Origin of the sequence: Geobacillus vulcani PSS1 (genome assembly GCF_000733845.1) — a bacterium.
Lineage (GTDB): Bacteria > Bacillota > Bacilli > Bacillales > Anoxybacillaceae > Geobacillus > Geobacillus vulcani.
The window spans coordinates 2,955,655-2,973,987 of sequence record NZ_JPOI01000001.1; the positions used below are offsets into that span (position 1 = coordinate 2,955,655).

Below are 18,333 nucleotides of genomic sequence, written 5' to 3' on the forward strand. Positions count from 1 at the left end.
CTCCTCCCTTACTTATGGCGCAAACTCGACCCGCACTTCCCCCAAATGGGCGAAGCGAGCGAAAAACACATCGCCGGGCTCGACGCTCACCGCTGCCGACAAAGCGCCGGATAAAATCACTTCCCCTGCTTTCAACTCTTTTCCATATTCATGGAGCTTGTTTGCCAGCCAAGCGACACAAAGCGCAGGATGTCCGAGCGCTGCGGCCCCAACGCCCGTATTGGCCAACTTCCCGTTTCGATAAAGAGCCATGCCGATTTGCGCAATATCAACGGCATGAACAGGCAACCGTTTTTCCCCCAAAACATAAAGTCCCGATGAAGCGTTATCGGCGATTGTATCCTCAAGACAGATATTCCAATCGGCAATGCGGCTGTCAACGATCTCCAGCGCCGGGACGATATAATCCGTCGCCAGTAGCACATCAATGACAGTCACGCGCGGGCCAACTAAGTCACGTTTTAAGACAAACGCAATTTCCGCTTCCATCTTTGGCTGCAACACTTGCTCCCACGAAACAACCCCACCGTTTTCCACCGCCATATCATCAAGCAAATGGCCATAATCCGGCTGGTCAACCCTCAACAACTGCTGCATCGCCTTAGAGGTCAATCCGATTTTCTTGCCGACAATCTGACGCCCTTCCTTTACTTTTTGTTCAATTGTCCTTAATTGAATTTGATAGGCGTCATACACGGTTAGCGCCGAATCGAGTGTCGTCAAGGGAGAGAGAGGACGTCTCTCCCTCTCAGCAGCCAGCAGTAACTTGGCATAATCGTTCCACTTCTTCACCATCATCACCTCCTTCGGTCATCGCGGCTAAAGCTTAATGCAAATATTCGTCAACTCTGTATAAAACTCAAAGCTATGCATGCCTCCTTCACGCCCAATGCCGCTTTGTTTCATGCCACCAAACGGTGTGCGCAAATCCCGCAAAAACCATGTATTTACCCAAACGATTCCGGCTTCAATACGCGCCGCCACCCGGTGAGCCCGACGCAAATCGTTCGTCCAAATCGTCGCGCTCAATCCATAGTGGGTGTCGTTCGCTTGGGCGATCACCTCCTCTTCTTCGTCAAACGGCATGACCGTCACCACCGGGCCGAACACTTCTTCCCGGATGATGCGGCAATTTCGGTTGACACCGACAATAATGGTCGGTTCAAGGTAATATCCTTGAGCCAGGCCATCCGGTCGCTTACCTCCTGTTAGAATACGACCACCTTCCTCCTTTGCTAGCTCGATGTAGCTCATCACCCGTTCGTAATGCTCTTCGCTGATGAGTGCGCCGACATTGGTTTTCGGGTCAAACGGATCGCCGACAACAAGTTCTCTCGTTTTCGCTACAAATTTTTGCAAAAATTGTTCATAAACCGGCCGTTCTACATAAATTCTTGATCCGCAGAGACACACTTCTCCTTGGTTCATAAAACTCGATTTCAACGTTGTCTCGATCGCTTCGTCCAAATCTGCATCGGCGAAAATGATGTTCGGATTTTTCCCCCCCAACTCGTAAGACAGCTTTTTTAACGATTTCGCCGCTGCCGCCATAATGACTTTCCCTGTTGTTGTCTCTCCGGTGAACGTAATAGCGTCAACATCCGGATGCTCGCTCAACGCAGCCCCTGCTGAGTTCGGGCCAAATCCATGGACAACATTCACCACGCCATCCGGCACCCCGGCTTCTTTGCAAATTTCTGCCAATACAGTTGCAGTGAGCGGCGTCCATTCCGCCGGCTTGATGACGGCTGTATTACCAGCGGCCAAACACGGGGCGAGCTTCCATGTCAACAACAGCAATGGCAAATTCCACGGATTGATCAACCCGACGACCCCAACAGGCCGACGGATCGAATAGTTGATAGCTACCTCATCGGTTTGATACGCTTCCGTGCCAACCGAACGCAAGTAGTCGGCGAAAAAATGGAAATTATACGCTGCACGCGGAATATCCAACGTGAGGGAGAGCGAATATGGCTTTCCCGTATCAAGCGACTCGAGGCGAGCCAATTCCTCTTTGCGCTCTAAAATGAGATCACCGATACGCCGCAAAACTGCGATCCGCTCCCCTGTCGTCATCCGCTTCCATGGACCATCCAACGCTCTTCTTGCAGCGGCTACGGCCAAGTCAATCTCTTCTTTTCCTCCTTCACAGACAGTGCCGATCACTTCCCCCGTAGCGGGATTGATATTTGGAAACACCTTTCCGCTTTTTGAAGGCAAAAACCTCCCATTGATGAAATGTTGACAGTCAAACGCTTTCACTTTCTCACTGATCATTGCTTCTGTTTGCATTCAATGTCTCCTCCCTTGTCAGAAAGCATCGAAATCAAAGAATTTAGAATCTTTTGTCCCCATCATAATGATTTGTTGTACCGTATACAACACTAATGTTCTTTTATATGAAACAATAAAAAATTTTTTATTTTTATTCTTTGTGATATTTTCAAAAATCATGTTCCCTATGTTATGATATAAGAAATATTGTTCTTTTATATGAAACTCTAAAAAGGAGCTGCATTCGATGGCACGCAATACAGAAGACTACTTGCTTTCATCCGTCAAAAACGCTCTCCGCATTTTGCGTAGCTTCTCACTGGATGAACCGGAGAAAAAAGTGACCGAATTAGCCTCTTCCCTTGGATTATCAAAAAGCACTGTCAGTCGTCTTCTTCACACATTAGCCAGCGAAGGATTCGTCACGAAAGATCCGGAAACGCAAAAATATCGGCTTGGCTTGACCATTTTGCAACTAAACACGGTGCTGACATCCCATTTAGAAATCAACCGAGAAGCGCAACCAATACTGGAAAGGTTGGTCGACGACTTGCGGGAAACAGCGCATCTTGCCATGCTTGATGACCAGAGTGTGATTTACATTCACCGAGTGGAAAGCCGGCAACCTGTTCAAGCTCTTTCACACATTGGTCGAAGAAACCCTCTCCATTGCACCAGCTCAGGCAAAGTGCTGCTCGCTCATCAAAAAGATGAGGATATTGAAGCATACATCGAGCAAGGATTGACGCAGTTTACGCTGAATACGATGACCGACCCCCACGTGCTGCGCGAGGCATTGTATGCCATTCGCCGCCAAGGTTACGCCGTTAGTATCGAGGAACTCCGTGAAGGGGTCGCTTCCATCGCAGCGCCGATCCGCGACTACACCGGAAAAGTCTCCTACGCACTCAGCGTGATCGGGCCGATTCACCGTTTTCATCCATACGATCCTACGGTCATCGCCAAAGTAAAACGCGCAGCAAGTGAGATTTCGGAAAAAATCGGCTATTGGCCGTCGTCACCGCCAACGAAACAGCCGACGATACCATGATGTAGAAAGGAGAAGAAAACGATGGAAAAACGTTTTGATGTCCATACGCACTTCATTCCACCGGAAGTAATGCAGTGGCTGAGAGAAGAACAAACCCACATTCCTGTTCATTGGGATGACGCGGAAAAAATGTTGACTATCAACCATCAGTGGGGATTTCGCCTAAAGGAGGAATTCATCGATCTCCATGCTTACCTCGAGGCGCAACGGCGGGCTTACGTTTTCCATTCACTCCTCTCTCCCATTCCGCAGCTGTTTTTATACAACGTGGAAGCCGCCATCACCAATGAGCTGGCACGCCTTTACAACGATGCGCTGTGCCGATTGGCGTCAAACCACCCTGATCGTCTGTCGGCTTTGGCAACAGTGCCGCTCAATCATCCGGAACAAGCAGCCTTGGAATTGCGCCGGGCCATGAAAAACGGCTTAAAAGGGGCAATTATCGGCCCATCTGTCGAACAGAAGCTCCTCACCGACGATTCATTCATCCCATTTTGGGAAGAAGCGGATGCGCTAGACGCCATTCTATTTATTCATCCGCTTCTTTGCGACGACCCACGCCTGAAAGGCCGGCGAATGACAAATTTGATTGGCGTCCCTTGGGAAACGACCGTTTGCGCTGCCGATTTGCTGCTTGGCGGCTGGCTCGACCGCTACCCGCACGTCCGCATTTTATTGGCCCATGGCGGCGGCTTTCTTCCCTATCAAATCGGACGGTTGCAGAAAGGGTATGACGTATGGCACCCAGTGGCGTCTTCACTGCAAGCTCCGCCGCTCGACTATTTGCGCCGTTTTTGGTTCGACACCGTTGTTTGGGATCATCGCGTGCTGCAGCTATTGCTCGACCTCGTCGGCCAAGATCGGGTGCTTCCGGGCTCAGATTTTCCGTTCGATTTATCACAATGGCCGCCTGTGCAGTCAAGCCTTGAAGCCGTTCAGGCTTTCTTAGGCTTGCCATAAAGGAAAACAAGCAAAAAGGGGACGAATGTTCTTTGTCGTCCCCTTTGCCTCGTCTACATTACCATTTTAAAACAATATTGTTCATTGTCCATGCCTAAATCAATGACCACGCCTAAAAATGTCTACTAAATGCGGCAACATAGTTAACGTTCGATCAATGTAAGAAACAACCCAGCCTAAAAAGAGCATTAGCCATATGGTATGGTACCGCTGCCAACCTTTCTCCATAAACCATTCCTCCCTCCCTCGTTTACCGCAATACAGCCGTATTAGAGGCTAAGGCAACATGAACGGAGTATCCTCCGACTCCCTCAATTTCCATATGGATGACATCCCCATCATGAATCGGCCCAACGCCATCCGGTGTTCCTGTCGTAATGACATCGCCCGGTTCAAGTGTCATAATGTGCGAATAAATTTCCACCAACTCGGCGACAGAACAGATCATTTCCTTTGTGTTGACCTGCTGCCGAACCTCTCCATTGACTGTCAGCACCATATTGACGTTGTTAGGGTCGGCAATTTCCTCTTTCGTCACGATCCACGGCCCCATCGGTGTGAACGTATCAAATGACTTGCGCAAACACCGTTCCTCGTGGTGCGTTTCATCCGGACGCATCGTGACATCGATCAACCCGGTGTAGCCAAATATATAATCGTAGGCGTTTTCCGCTTTGACATTTTTTGCTGTTTTTCCGATAACAAATGCGAATTCCAGCTCATGGTCGAAACGACGGTTCGGATCCGGCAAAACAATCGTGTCGCCGGGCCCGATAATGGAAGAAGGCGCTTTCAAGAAAAAGCCTAGCCCTCTTGCCGTATGCTCCACTTTCATTTCCTTTTGGTGGGATACGTAGTTAACAGGAGCCGCAACGATTTTCCCCGGCTTTTTCACCGGCTGGCGCAGCCGAACATCCGCTAACGCATAAGCCGGACATTCGTATAAATGGTTTTCAATTTGCGGATAATAGGTGTCAAACTCGGCAACCAGCTGTGTCATTGGACAGAAACCAACCCCTTGATGCAGACGGCCGAACAGTCGGCTTCCAATCTCATAAATGACATCATCCACAATGACCCCAAGCTGAAAGTCATTAAACAGCGCTAGTTTCATATAGTTCATTCACTCCTTTTTCCTACTGGACTCCCGTCTGCGCGTATTGCTTGCGCAACATTCCTTTGCTCACCTTTCCTGATGCTGTCGTCGGCAGCTCGTCAATGATTTTTAAATATTCAGGTAGCTTATATTTTGCCATGCCCGCCTTAAGCAAATATTGCTGCATGTCCTTGAGTGAAAATGTCGTTCCTTCTTTCAAGGACACAATCGCACAGCCGCGCTCTCCAAGCCGTTCGTCGGGAACGGCGATCACCGCTGCTTGGCGAATATGCGGATGCGAGAGCAAGACTTCCTCAATTTCCACGGCATGTACTTTCAACCCACCGCGATTGATAATGTCTTTTTTTCGGCTGACATAGTGGAGATAGCCTTTCTCATCTTTCCACCCTAAATCTCCAGTGAGAAAAAAGCCGTCTTTGGTCATAAATTGTTGAGTCGCAGCTTCGTTTTTATAATATCCTTTGAAGAGCGAACGACCTCGAAAACCGATCTCTCCTACTTGCCCGTTCGGCAACGGTTGCTGATTCTCATCAAAAATGCCGATTTCCCCTGTTGGGCACGGCCGGCCGACCGTATCGGAAGCGAGATAAGGCTCATCATTCGGCCGCGTAAATGATCCCGCTCCAATTTCCGTCATCCCCCACTGAGCAGCGACGCTACAACGGAAACGCTGACGGAACGATTCGACCATCCAAGACGGAATTTTTGTTCCCCCGGTTAAGACAAGACGCAGTGTTGAGGGATATTCTTTTGTTTCATCCGTTCCTTTTAATATATCAATCAAATGGGCAGGTGCAGCTACACAAAAGGTTACTCCGTGCTGGCTGAACGCATCTAAAACGTGCTCAACTGAAAATTGCGATAGCATGACTTGAGCAGCACCGTTATAAAGGCTCATTAAAATCATTGGTAAAGAAAACATATGGCTCATTGGGGTCAAACAAAGAACAACGTCATCATCCGTCAGCCCGTACTCCCGCCCATTGTACAAATGGGCGGGAATAAATGTCTCATACGTATGGATGACTGCTTTTGGATCAGACTCCGTTCCCGAGGTAAACATCATGATCATTGGATCATCTGGCGAAATCCTGTCGTCATTCACTGAAAGCCCGTTACCTGTCAACAACGACTCGAAACTATAGTGATCAGGATGCTTTCTCTCCCCAACGATGATGATATGTTGCAACGTCGGAATCGTTTGCCGGAGCGATTCCATCATTTTCGCATGATTAAATCCTTTCCATTCGTCAATGGCAATGACCGCTTTAACATGGGCAAACGAAAACATAAACGACAGCTCTTTTTGTCGATACACTAAATTGATAGGTACCATAATGGCTCCAAGACGTGCCAAAGCTAAATGAGCTATCACAAATTCCCAGCTATTTGGTAACTGTACAGCCACGGCGTCACCTTTTTGCACACCTAAACCTCTCAACCGCTCCGCCAGCCGCAAAGACCGTTCGTTCACTTCCACAAAAGACAGTACATGCTCTCCATCAATCAGGGCGGTCTTCTCCCCATAACGGGTTGTCGCATGATCCACAATGTCTTGCACCATATTCGGTATTGGAACCTTCAACCGCACAACCCTCCTGTTTTTGATTGGCACATTACAGACAAAAATCGTCTTTATCATTTATTCATTTAAATCGCTAAGCAAGCCGCTTATCAAGCTCGTTTCTCAAATAGATAAGCCTTGTCACATCAGGATCGCCTTTCAAACGCTCCCCCATTGCTCAAGAGAAACAACCGTTTTTCACCAGCCTTCTAGGCACATCTTGAGAAAATGTGTATATACTAGATTTGGGAAAGTGGCTCGAACACATCAACGATAGATTGATAACCACCGTTTTTGTCATACTCCTCTTCCCTTTCCAAATCAAGCTTCTCCATAATCGGCAGATCATTAATGGAGAATAAATGAGCGTCTCCCTCTCCTGTATTGACATGCTCATGCCAACTCCAAGGCGGTAAAATGAAGAAATCACCTTTCGCCCATTCAAATTTGACACCGTTGATGATCGTGTATCCTTCACCGTCAAGAACGTGATACACGGCGCTGTGGACATGGCGATGCGCCTTCGTGTGCATACCAGGAGTTAATTTTTGCATTGTTGTCCCAATACGCAAATCTGCTGATCCCCCTGTCAATGGATTGATGTAATCGACCGCATAACCGTCATAGGGATCAGGATCAAGTTGGGATAAATTCTCAAGTACTTGTTTCGTTGTCTTCCATTTATAGGCGATCAACGGAGATGGGTAGCCTTTTCGCTTCCGGTCGGAAACCGGACGCAGCGCTCCCGTTGCATATTTGAACGTTGAACCGTTGTGAGGGGCGACAACCGGGAATACATCTTCGGAATACGGTTCAAAGAACGAACCAGCAAAATTTCTCACCAATCCGACGTCGAGACCATCCATCCAAATGACCGGTTCCGTTCCTTCGTGACCGTGATCATGCCACGTCCATGCCGGGGTCAAAATCAAATCCCCGCGCTCCATATATGTTCGTTCGCCATCGACAGCCGTATAAGCCCCTTCACCTTCAATAATGAATCGGATCGCCGATTGGCTATGGCGATGTGCGGGTGCCACTTCGCCCGGCAACAACAGTTGCACTCCAACATACAGCGTGTTGGTCGAATAACCGATTAGACCTCGTTTCAATAGCGATGGATTCTGCAAATAAACGACTCGCCGCTCGCTCTCTCTCCCTAAGCGAAGCAACTCTCCAGCCTCCAGCAAATGCTTGCGGATCGTCTCCCATTTCCACAAGTACGGAACAACTTCATGATCGGGCTCGGGCGTCACCATTTTACCGAGTTTTTCCCACAACGGACCTAAATACACTTTTTCCAACTCTTCATGAAGCCGCTCAAGCGCCCTCATTCTCGTATCCGCCATCATTCCCTCTCCTTCCAATTCATATAGTGAATTAACAATTCATTTTTACACTTTAAATAATATAACAAATATAAATACTTGTCAAACTATTTAGAATATAAATAAAAAAATATTCAATCTTCCCTCCAGCCTGGGCATCAATCATCGCTTTATGTTACAATGATGGACAGAGGTAAAATCGCTGCAGAGGAGAGCAATCATGAGAAAGGTAAATGTGGAGACAATTCGTTCAGTGGAACGAGCGGTTCAAATCTTGAACTGTTTTAGTTTTGAACGTCCGAGCCTCCCTATCGAAGAGATCGTCGCGAAAACAAAATTAGCGAAAGCTACCGTCTACCGCCTGTTATGGACGCTCGAAACGCAAGGGCTGATCCATTACGACCAAAAGGAAAACGTATACCGTCTCGGTTATAAAATGCTGGAATACGGAGGAATCGTTCTCGAAAACCTAGATATGCGGCGCGAGGCGGAACCGTTTTTGCATGACTTGCAGGCGCAAACTGGCTACACCGTTTTGTTTGCGGTGCGCCAACAAGACAGCTTGCAATATGTCATCCGTCTCGACAGCGATGATGGCTTTCAGCCCCGCTCATACATTGGACGTCGGCGCGTTTTGCACTACGGGGCGCTTGGAACGACCATTATGGCATATTTGCCTGATGAAGAAACAAAGGCAATTCTCGAAAAATATCCATTAGAAGCTCATACGCCGAACACGATCGTGGATAAACATCAATTTCTCGAGCGTTTGCGTGTCATTCGCAAAAACGGATTTTTTGTCGACAGGGATGAAACATTTATCGGTTTTACAGCGGTTGCCGCACCCGTTTTTGATCGAACTGGCATCATCGGCGCTATCGGACTGGCTGGTGCCACATTTAAAATGGCCGAGACATTGCCTGAGCTGATCCGTCAAACGGTCGATACGGCCCGACATATATCGAAACGGCTTGGACATCTTCCCCATCCCCCCTCCGCATAAAAAGTGTCTTCTTTTCCACTTCATTAATGCGTTACGTTATATAAAATCAGGCGGTTTTTCCTGTTGGGCATGGAAAAACCGCCGTTACGACTCATTTGCCAATTACCTTCCATTGTAAAAATACCGTCCTTATAATTCTTTTGCGAGCTTACAAACTTTCTCTTAGCCTATTACAGTCTCTCCCAAATCGCAGCAATGCCTTGGCCGCCACCAATGCATAGCGAAGAAACGCCGTATTTCTTTCCTCTTCTTCCTAATTCATAAACGAGCGTCAATGTGAGGCGCGTTCCCGAGGCTGCCAACGGATGACCAAGCGCAACTGCGCCGCCATTGACGTTACCTTTGTCGTCGTCAAATCCCAGTTCTTTCTGGCAAGCCAAATATTGAGCTGAAAATGCTTCGTTGATTTCGATTAAGTCAAGGTCATTCATCGATAAATTCGCCTTGTCAAGCGCTTGGCGAATCGCCGGAACCGGGCCGATTCCCATGTACTGCGGCTCAACGCCGACGATTCCCCACGAAACGAGACGGGCGAGCGGCTTCAATCCACGCTTGGCGGCATAATCCTCCGAAGCGATAACGACTGCCGCAGCTCCATCGTTCATCCCACTGGCGTTTCCTGGGGTTACCACTCCATTTTCAAGGAAGCGCGGTTGAAGCGCCCTTAACTGTTCCAGACTTGTCTGGCGCGGATGCTCATCGGTGTCAACGACCGTTTCTCCCTTTTTTTCTCGCACGGTCACGGGGACAATTTCTTGGCGGAAATATCCGTTGGCCATCGCCGCAAGCGCCCGCTCATGGCTGCGGAGGGCATGTTGGTCGGCCTCTTCGCGCGTGATGTCATATTTTTTCGCTAAATTTTCTGCTGTTATCGCCATGCTACAACCACCAACGGTATCATACAGACCGTCCCACAACCAGTCTTCCACCGTCGGACTGCCTAATGGCGTTCCCCAGCGCATACCTCGGATGACGTGCGGCACTTGACTCATGTTTTCGGTGCCCCCCGCCAGCACCACTTCCGCTTCCCCGGTTAAAATGAGGCGTGCCCCCATGATAATCGTCTCGAGTCCTGTTCCACATAAACGATTTACCGTTACGGCGGGCACATCGATCGGCACCCCGGCCTTCAAGCCGACGTGGCGAGCGAGCAAGTGAGCATCGCGGCTTGACTGCTGAACATTACCAAATACGACATGATCGATTTCTTCCGGTTCAACGTTCGCCTTTTTTATCGCTTCCTTCGCTGCGATAGCTCCTAAATCGGTCGCGGAGATTTCACGAAACGAGCCGCAAAATTTGGCGAATGCAGTGCGTGCTCCTTCAAGCAGCACAATGTCTGTCCGCATATTCTTCCCTCCCAAGGTTTAACCCTCTTTGATCATCTCTCTTAATTTTCCTTTCTGAATTTTTCCGCTCGCCGTCGTCGGAAATTGGTCAACAAAAACAACTTTGTTCGGAAGTTTATAGTCCGCAACCAATGGACGCAAAAACTCGACAATGTCCGCCTCAGTTATATAAGACCCTTCCTTTGGTTGGATGACAGCGCAAACCTCCTCTCCCAACACCGGCTCAGGCAGACCGATCACTGCCGCGGCGAAGACACCCGGGTGCCGTTGCAAAATGGTTTCGATCTCTTTCGGATAAATGTTGTATCCCCCGCGGATGATCAGCTCCTTTTTCCGACCCATAAACCGAATATATCCGTCCTCATCCATCATCCCGAGGTCGCCGGTATAATACCAACCTTCCTCGTCAAGCACTTCCGCTGTTTGTTCCGGCATGTTGTAATATCCTTTCATGACACCAAACCCTCGGCAGGCAATTTCACCAATTCTCCCTGGCGGCAGCACCTCTCTCCGTTCATTCACAATCTTCACCTCATTTCCTTCCAATGCCTTGCCAACCGTTTCAAATATTCGGTCTTCTTTTGCCTCAAACGGGGTGATCGTAACAGAGCCAGTCTCTGTTGTCCCGAATGATATGCATAATACCATTCCCATTTTTTCACGCACCGCTTTCACTGTTTCCAATGGACAAATATCAGCTCCCGTCATTCCCGCGCGCAATGACGACAAATCAAATGACTCATTATTCAACACATGCAACTCCATATGAAACATTGCCGGTACCGCATGATGAATTGTTACTCGTTCTTTTTCGATCAGTTGCAGCGCCTCTCTTGGGTTGTATCTTTCCTGCAACACCATTTTTGCTTGGCTGTATACAGCAGACATCAAGTTGCACGCCATGCCAAACACATGGAAAATCGGTGTACAAATAAGAAACACATCATCTTGACGGCACTTCAAGTTATCTGCAATGGCCATACCTGATTGGACGATGCCGCGATGAGTAATCATCACCCCTTTTGGGATTCCAGTCGTACCTGATGTATATAAAAGACAAAACAAGTCATGCTGCGGGTCGATTGCCACCGTACGCAACGGTTGATCAGTTGCATAGGATCTAAGTTGTTCCAAGGAAAGGAAGCCCGATTTGACAAACCGAACGGTGATGATCTGATTGACAATGGTCTGAATGAGATTCAATCCAATATGCTTTTCGATTTCCTCACATACAAACACAGTCCTCATTCCAGAATTTTTTATAATATGTTCGACTTCGTGCTGTCGATATTTCGGATTAAAAGGAACAACGATCGCCCCTATTTGGGAGATAGCAAAAAATAGTTGAACTGTCTCAAGCCAGTTTGGTAAACAAACGCCGACTCGATCTCCTTGTTTAATGCCGAGTGCGATCAACGCTGATGCCAACTGTCGTACTTCTTTATACAACTCACCATAAGTCATCCGATGACGAAGGTCATAAACAGCTTCTCTAGATGGATTGTCCGCCGCCGCTCGCTCCAACAATTGCGGAACAGACAAAACGCGAACTGTTTCCACCTCTCCCCATCCTCCGTTTCCCCAAAAGTTAGTTCACTTGATAAAACGCTACTTGTACTTCCACTGGCTTCCGAATTCCTTCTCCAATAAATACCATTCTGTTTAAAAAATCATACCGACTATTCCGCACTTCAAAAGTAGGAGTCGTTTTAAAATAATAAGAACCTTGTGGTACATCCTCGCCACGAAAAATTTTATCGATGATTTCTTGTGGTCCGTGTCGGTATCCTCTATTCACAACATAAATAGGTATTCCATCATCTGTCTCAATCACATAACAAGCAAGCAACTCTATGACTCCATCTTTCCGAATCAGTTGATAGTCTGCTCCTCCTGAAAGCACACGTCCCCGCATCCTCTTTCCTTCAAACCTTCCACCGATAATCGGTACTATCCTCCGATAGCCAAAACCAACTTCGCCGATCTCGATTGGCTTTCCCACCTCGACATAAGCCGTAAATAGGTGTTCAAACTGAATGTTCATTTTCTCCCTTCCAAATCCCAATTGCATTTTCTGCGGAATGCCGACAGCACACATTATGAAACAGTGATCTGTTCATTGGCTAATTCAACCCGCTCCGCACGATAAACTGCGTATTTTTCCTGTACACATAACACGGCAATTCCTCCTAATACTGCGGCACTAGCAATAGCTGCAAAGTTATATTGTGGCGACAAGTTCAAAGACAGCAAAAATCCAACAAACGTTGGTGCAACGATACCTCCTATCCGACCAAACGCCATCGTGCTTCCTAAGGCAGTGGACCGCATCGCTTCCGGATAATATTGGGAAACAAATGCATTGGCAATGTTTTGGACACCGACCGAAGCCGCACCAATAATGGCAATGAGAACAAAAGCAATCATCATGCTGTTCGCAAAACCAATGAGTGATAAAGCAACCGCTCCGCAAAAGAATAAGGGAACAAGCACTTTCTTAAACCCCCATTTATTAACCAACGGCCCAAAAACAACGGTGCCAATGATCGCCCCAATTTGCATCACCGCTGTAAACACAAGGCTAGAGCTCAAATCATAGCCAACCTCCATCATTAGCCGAGGAAGCCATGTGTTCATTGAGTAAATGAGAACAAATGCACTGAAGCAAGATAGCCAAAACATTACGGTGCTAAACGCCCGCTTCTCTGTGAATAATTTCACGATAGGCAAAGAAGCTTGAGTCTTTCTTTCAGGCTTGACTAGTTCAATAGCACCATCATGGCGAATATGAGGATCAATCAAAGCAAGAACCTTTCGCGCTTCCTCTTCTCTTCCCTTCTCTAGAAGAAAACCAACCGACTCAGGAACACCTTTCATCAAAAACGGAAGCAATAATACCGGAATGCCTCCGATCCAATAAATAGGTTCCCATCCAACTGTCGGTAAGAGTGCACGGCTCGTCAATGCCGCGGCAATCGCACCAACAGAATAACCACAAAAAATCGAGGCAACAATGGCTGTACGAACTCGTTTCGGAAAAATTTCTGTCGCTAGGGCAATGACGTTGGGCATAACGCCGCCAAGACCAATCCCAGCAATGATCCGAGAGATGGTAAATAAAATTGGATTTGGAGCAAAGCCAGCAAGGAAAGTAAAAAAGCCGAACAAAAATGTAGTCAACAAAATAATTTTTTTTCGTCCCATCCGGTCAGCTAGCATACCAAATAATACTGCTCCAATGGCTGTTCCAATCACCGTATAACTCCCGATGGCGCCAGCTGTAACATCTGAAATTCCCCACTCCCGAATCAATAAAGGAACCGAAGCACCGTAAATCACTACGTCATACCCATCAAGCATGATCACTAAAAACAACCAAATCATAAGCCAAATGTGGAATGGACGGATCGAACTATTATCGATCACATTAAACGGATGGATTTGTTTCACATGGATTCCCTCCCTGAATAGCTTTTGTTATCCGTTTCCTTCGGGATGTTCATTGAGCCCTCCTTTCCCAAAGGTAACGGATACTGATCTCAATCTATCAGCAACCTGTGTAAACATAAGATTTATTCTGTCAATTTCTAAAATAATCTATTTACCGCTAAAAACTGGCTTTCGTTTTTCAGTAAACGCTCGCATTCCTTCTTTTCGATCTTCAGTCGCAAAAGCGTTTCCAAAGCAGGCAGTTTCCACCATCAACCCGGACTGCAAGTCAACATTAGCTCCCGTGTTGACCGCTTCTTTGAGCATACGCATGGCAATGGCCGGTTTTTTCGCCAATTTTCCGGCCCATTCTTTCGCCGTCGGCAAAAGTTCGTCGGATGGGACGACTTTGTTTACCAAATGAATAGAAAGCGCCCGCTGGGCATCGATCATTTCGCCGAAATAAAGCAATTCTTTCGCCACCCCTTGACCGACGATGCGCGGCAACCGCTGCGTCCCGCCGCCGCCCGGAATAATGCCGAGATTGATCTCTGGAAAGGCAAATTTGGCATGCTCAGAACAAATGCGCAAATCGCATGCGAGCGCCAATTCACAGCCCCCGCCGAGCGCCAGCCCGTTCACCGCCGCGATCACCGGTTTGGATGCGTTTTCAATTTTCAAAAACGCACTTCGCGATATTTTGTTCATTTCCATCATGCCGGCCAAATCCAAGTCCATCATTTCATGAATATCGGCGCCGGCCACAAACGCTTTTTCCCCCGCTCCCGTAATGACCACCGCCCCAACCTGCTGATTGGCTTCGAGCTCATCGATTAAGGCGGATAGCTCTTGAAACACTTTTGTATTCAACGGATTGAGCGGAGGGCGGTGAATGGATACAACCGCCACTCGATTTTCGATTTCACACTGCAAAAATTCGTAGTTCACAACTCATTCCTCCTCTTCAAATTTTTAGAAACGTAGTTGTGGCGTATAGCCAACATCACCACCTCTCCGTTTATCAGACATCATCGTAATCATAAAACCCGGCTCCTGTTTTTCGGCCGAGCCTTCCTGACCGGACAAGCTGTCTGAGCAATAAAGGGGCGGCAAACCGATCGTCCTTAAACTCTTCGTAAAAATAGTCCATGACATGAAGGCCGATATCGACTCCGGCGAAATCTTGCAACGTAAACGGCCCCATTGGGTAGTTCAAACCAAGCGTCACCGCTTTATCGATGTCTTCCATCGAAGCCACTCCCTCCTCGACAAGGCGAATTGCTTCGATAAACTGCGGAATCATAATGCGGTTGACGATGAACCCCGGGGAATCTTTTTTCACCTCAACCGGCTCTTTCCCCAGTTTCCGGGCGAGTTCTTTCGCCTGTTCGACCGTTTCATCACTCGTTTTGTATCCGCGTACTACTTCGACGAGTTTCATCAGCTGGGGGGGATTGAAAAAATGCATACCAACAACTTGGCTTGGACGGTTGGTGGCAGAAGCGATTTCTGTGATGGACATCGATGATGTGTTCGTCGCTAGGATGGTGTGTTCTGCTGCAATGTTGTCCAATTGAGAAAAAACTTCTTTTTTCACCTCCATGTTTTCGATGACCGCTTCAATAATGACATCTGCCTGTCTCATTTCCTGTAAGTTAGTTGATCCCTTCACTCGTTCCAGCGCTTCATGTTTTTGCTCGGTGGTCAGCTTCCCTTTGGCCACGCTTTTATCCATAAATGCTTCCATGCGTGAGCGCGCTTTTTGCAACATAGGCTCGTCAATATCTACTAAAATGACATTAAATCCTGATAACGCAGCTAAATTGGCGATGCCGCTTCCCATCGTACCAGCTCCCACGATTCCGATCGTTGCTGCCATTCGTCAAATCCTCCCTTATTTTTCGAATTTTCTATATTGTCTTTGCTATTGATTATAAATAAGGTAAATATAAAAAAATACCTGCATAATGCAGGAAAACACGCTTATCTTTTCAGTATTTTGGCGGAAGGCAGGCCATATAAATCGTACAACTTTAACGCCATCATCAAATTGAATCGCTGCTCTGCCCCGCTCAAAGAGAAACCGAGCATTTCTTCAATCTTTTCGAGCCGGTATTGAAGGGTGCTGCGGTGAATATACAGCCTTTCGGCGGTTTCAGTCAAATGACCGTTGCAATCGAGAAAGACACGAATCGTTTGCAGCCAATCCACGTTTCGTTCCGCGGAATGCCGGATCAACGGGCCAAGATAGTTGTCGACAAACAGTTTTGCCGCCTCCAGCTCTTTTAAATGGTGCAATACCGTGTATGCCCCAAGCTCGTCAAAAAACGCCAAGCTTGTCCCTTGAAAACTATGGAGAATGACGTGCAACGCCTGAACCGCCTGCTGATAGCAAAAATAATAGTCACGGATCGATGCTGTCTTCCCTCCGATCCCCAAAAAAGCTCGGCATGACGCCCCCTCCTCTTTGATCCACTCGTTAATCCGTTGGTACCATTTTTCCCAGTATTTAATTGGAAATTTTCCTTCCTTGCGAGCTGGTACAATCAAAATATACCAATCCCCAATACCCCCGTATAACACGTTAGGATCCTCCATAGTAATTCGTGCTTTTAAACGATCCCATAATGTTGTTTTCTCAACATTCCTTTTAAACAGATCTACCTGCCCTTCCGGTTCGGAAAATTGAAAGTGCAAGACGGCAATACGGTGCTCATCAAAAATATTCCATTGAAATACATTGGCATACTGGATAATGCTCTCTTCCTCCTCGATTTCTGCAGCCAACAATTTATTTAAAAAACTATCTTTTAGTTGCTCCCTTGTATCAAAAACGAGCTTTTGTTTCATAAACTGGATAGAAAAAATATTAAGAGCTAGTTCAACACTCAAGCGAAAAAAATCATCGATCTCTTGTGGATGTACGCCAATAGCTAAATAGCCCACCACATCCCTTCCCCTGTTAATTGGCCAAACTGTCACCGGAACGTCCGGTAAGCCATCGAGCAAAGTATATCCTTCCATTCGGCTTTGTCCGACCGCTTGTTGTAATGCTTTCTTGGCAATGTCCTGCAGGTGTTGCTCATTTAAAGTCCCTAACTCATAAGCGATTGGCCGCATAAAACGATCAAATACCATAACTGCTTTGGCAAACATTTGACTAAGTGTCTTCGTAATGCCTTGAAAGTTTTCGTGTTGAATCGTTTCTTTCATCAACTTTTGTTGATATTGAAGGAGAAGATGAAGACGATAGGTATGATCCCGTTCCTGACGATATAATCGGAGGTTTTCGAGCGTAACCGCAACATAGTTGGCTAACATATCCAAAATTTCTAAATCTTCTTTTGTGAATTTTCCTTCCTGTTTCCGCTCAACATGCAACACACCAATTGTTTTGAAGTTAACAACGAGCGGCACTGTTAGCTCATCTCCACCTGGTCTCTCTAAAAAGCGAAAATAATCACTGACCCGGTAATTATTTTTCATCATTACTTGTTTCGGACTAGCTATATTTCCATATAAAGGAGGATGAACAACGAAACTATTGTCCTCCTCCCGGTATAAATACATGCAGGCACCATCCGCATTTGTTCCCTTGCCTGCTCGCTCGACAATTTTTTCAACAAACTGCTCAAGAGGTGAGTCGAGCGAAAAGTGTTGAGCAATCCACTCAAGGTCGATCATTTTTCGTCGTTGCACTTCCTTGTTCCGAGCCACTGTCACAGCAAGGGCAACATCTTCTCCAAAGTGATCAAACAATTGCTTAGCCTCTGCGAGTAGTGAAACGTGACGTTGAAACCCGATCATACAAATTCCGTATTCGTTTTCTTCATCTTTAATTGGAACGCTGAACCACGTTTTTATCCTATTTTTTTTCAACAAGCCAATCAATGGACACGCGCACTCGTCATTCACTTCTTGAAACGTTGTACTCCCTTTAAACAACCGGGGCAAACAGTTAGCCATTGCAATCGGCGAGTGTGGAATTCCATATTGAAAATCACCTTGATATAATGTTGGAATGACGTGATCCCCTTCCTTTAGCACAATGGCGATCAGATCGCACTCCAGTTCCTCACGAAAAGCGTTCACCAAGTATTGCAAAGCCTCCTTTTCGGTATCAAACTTTACTAATTTCCGTGCTGTCGTCCGTAAATGGTTTTCAATTTTTTTCATCAGCCTCTGTCGCTTGCTTTCATTCATAATACCAGCTCCCTTTGTTTATAGCCTTGTAGTAAGCATAAAGGTTGTTATT

General features: G+C 47.0%; 15 protein-coding genes. 3 read left to right on the plus strand and 12 right to left on the minus strand.

The window, feature by feature from the left end:
• Window positions 1–12: 12 nt before the first annotated feature.
• Window positions 13–798 (minus strand): 2-keto-4-pentenoate hydratase, encoded by a 786-nt coding sequence (locus N685_RS0115900; protein WP_031409979.1) that lies wholly within the window; start codon window positions 796–798, stop codon window positions 13–15.
• A 21-nt stretch (window positions 799–819) separates the two neighbouring features.
• Window positions 820–2,295 carry an aldehyde dehydrogenase gene (locus tag N685_RS0115905; protein ID WP_031409980.1) on the minus strand — a complete coding sequence of 492 codons (1,476 nt, stop codon included), beginning with the start codon at window positions 2,293–2,295 and terminating at the stop codon, window positions 820–822.
• 229 nt (window positions 2,296–2,524) lie between these two features.
• Between N685_RS0115905 and N685_RS0115915 the strand changes: the two genes are divergently transcribed.
• On the plus strand, window positions 2,525–3,328 hold the full coding sequence (locus N685_RS0115915) for an IclR family transcriptional regulator (protein ID WP_031409984.1): 804 nt from the start codon (window positions 2,525–2,527) through the stop codon (window positions 3,326–3,328).
• A 21-nt stretch (window positions 3,329–3,349) separates the two neighbouring features.
• Complete coding sequence (locus N685_RS0115920; RefSeq protein ID WP_031409986.1) at window positions 3,350–4,288, plus strand: amidohydrolase family protein; 939 nt, start codon at window positions 3,350–3,352, stop codon at window positions 4,286–4,288.
• A 250-nt stretch (window positions 4,289–4,538) separates the two neighbouring features.
• Here N685_RS0115920 and N685_RS0115925 read toward each other — a convergent pair whose 3' ends face one another.
• The 3 genes from N685_RS0115925 to N685_RS0115935 form a co-directional block, all read right to left on the minus strand.
• Window positions 4,539–5,402 carry a fumarylacetoacetate hydrolase family protein gene (locus tag N685_RS0115925; protein WP_031409988.1) on the minus strand — a complete coding sequence of 288 codons (864 nt, stop codon included), beginning with the start codon at window positions 5,400–5,402 and terminating at the stop codon, window positions 4,539–4,541.
• Window positions 5,403–5,424: 22 nt separating this feature from the next.
• Entirely contained in the window at window positions 5,425–6,969 is a 1,545-nt protein-coding gene (locus N685_RS0115930; protein WP_031409990.1) for a class I adenylate-forming enzyme family protein, read from the minus strand.
• A 239-nt stretch (window positions 6,970–7,208) separates the two neighbouring features.
• Window positions 7,209–8,303: a cupin domain-containing protein gene (locus N685_RS0115935; RefSeq protein WP_031409992.1), complete on the minus strand. Its 1,095-nt coding sequence runs from the start codon at window positions 8,301–8,303 to the stop codon at window positions 7,209–7,211.
• 214 nt (window positions 8,304–8,517) lie between these two features.
• On the opposite strand from N685_RS0115935, the gene N685_RS0115940 reads away from it, so the two are divergent.
• Complete coding sequence (locus N685_RS0115940; protein WP_031409994.1) at window positions 8,518–9,300, plus strand: IclR family transcriptional regulator; 783 nt, start codon at window positions 8,518–8,520, stop codon at window positions 9,298–9,300.
• Between the two features lie 170 nt (window positions 9,301–9,470).
• Here the strand turns inward: N685_RS0115940 and N685_RS0115945 are convergent, their stop codons facing one another.
• From N685_RS0115945 to N685_RS0115975, 7 genes are all read right to left on the minus strand, one after another.
• Window positions 9,471–10,649, minus strand: coding sequence for an acetyl-CoA C-acetyltransferase (locus tag N685_RS0115945; RefSeq protein WP_031409996.1), 1,179 nt, complete (start codon window positions 10,647–10,649; stop codon window positions 9,471–9,473).
• A gap of 18 nt (window positions 10,650–10,667) precedes the next feature.
• Entirely contained in the window at window positions 10,668–12,209 is a 1,542-nt protein-coding gene (locus tag N685_RS0115950; RefSeq protein ID WP_031409998.1) for a class I adenylate-forming enzyme family protein, read from the minus strand.
• Between the two features lie 28 nt (window positions 12,210–12,237).
• Window positions 12,238–12,693, minus strand: a complete 456-nt coding sequence (locus N685_RS18500) for a DUF3237 domain-containing protein (protein ID WP_237746922.1) — start codon at window positions 12,691–12,693, stop codon at window positions 12,238–12,240.
• Window positions 12,694–12,746: 53 nt separating this feature from the next.
• Complete coding sequence (locus N685_RS0115960; RefSeq protein WP_031410001.1) at window positions 12,747–14,099, minus strand: MFS transporter; 1,353 nt, start codon at window positions 14,097–14,099, stop codon at window positions 12,747–12,749.
• A gap of 147 nt (window positions 14,100–14,246) precedes the next feature.
• Window positions 14,247–15,026 (minus strand): enoyl-CoA hydratase/isomerase family protein, encoded by a 780-nt coding sequence (locus tag N685_RS0115965; RefSeq protein WP_031410003.1) that lies wholly within the window; start codon window positions 15,024–15,026, stop codon window positions 14,247–14,249.
• Window positions 15,027–15,099: 73 nt separating this feature from the next.
• The gene (locus tag N685_RS0115970) at window positions 15,100–15,957 is read right to left on the minus strand and encodes a 3-hydroxyacyl-CoA dehydrogenase family protein (protein ID WP_031410005.1); all 858 of its coding nucleotides are present in this window, start codon (window positions 15,955–15,957) and stop codon (window positions 15,100–15,102) included.
• Window positions 15,958–16,061: 104 nt separating this feature from the next.
• On the minus strand, window positions 16,062–18,281 hold the full coding sequence (locus N685_RS0115975) for a helix-turn-helix domain-containing protein (RefSeq protein WP_031410007.1): 2,220 nt from the start codon (window positions 18,279–18,281) through the stop codon (window positions 16,062–16,064).
• Window positions 18,282–18,333: the final 52 nt, after the last annotated feature.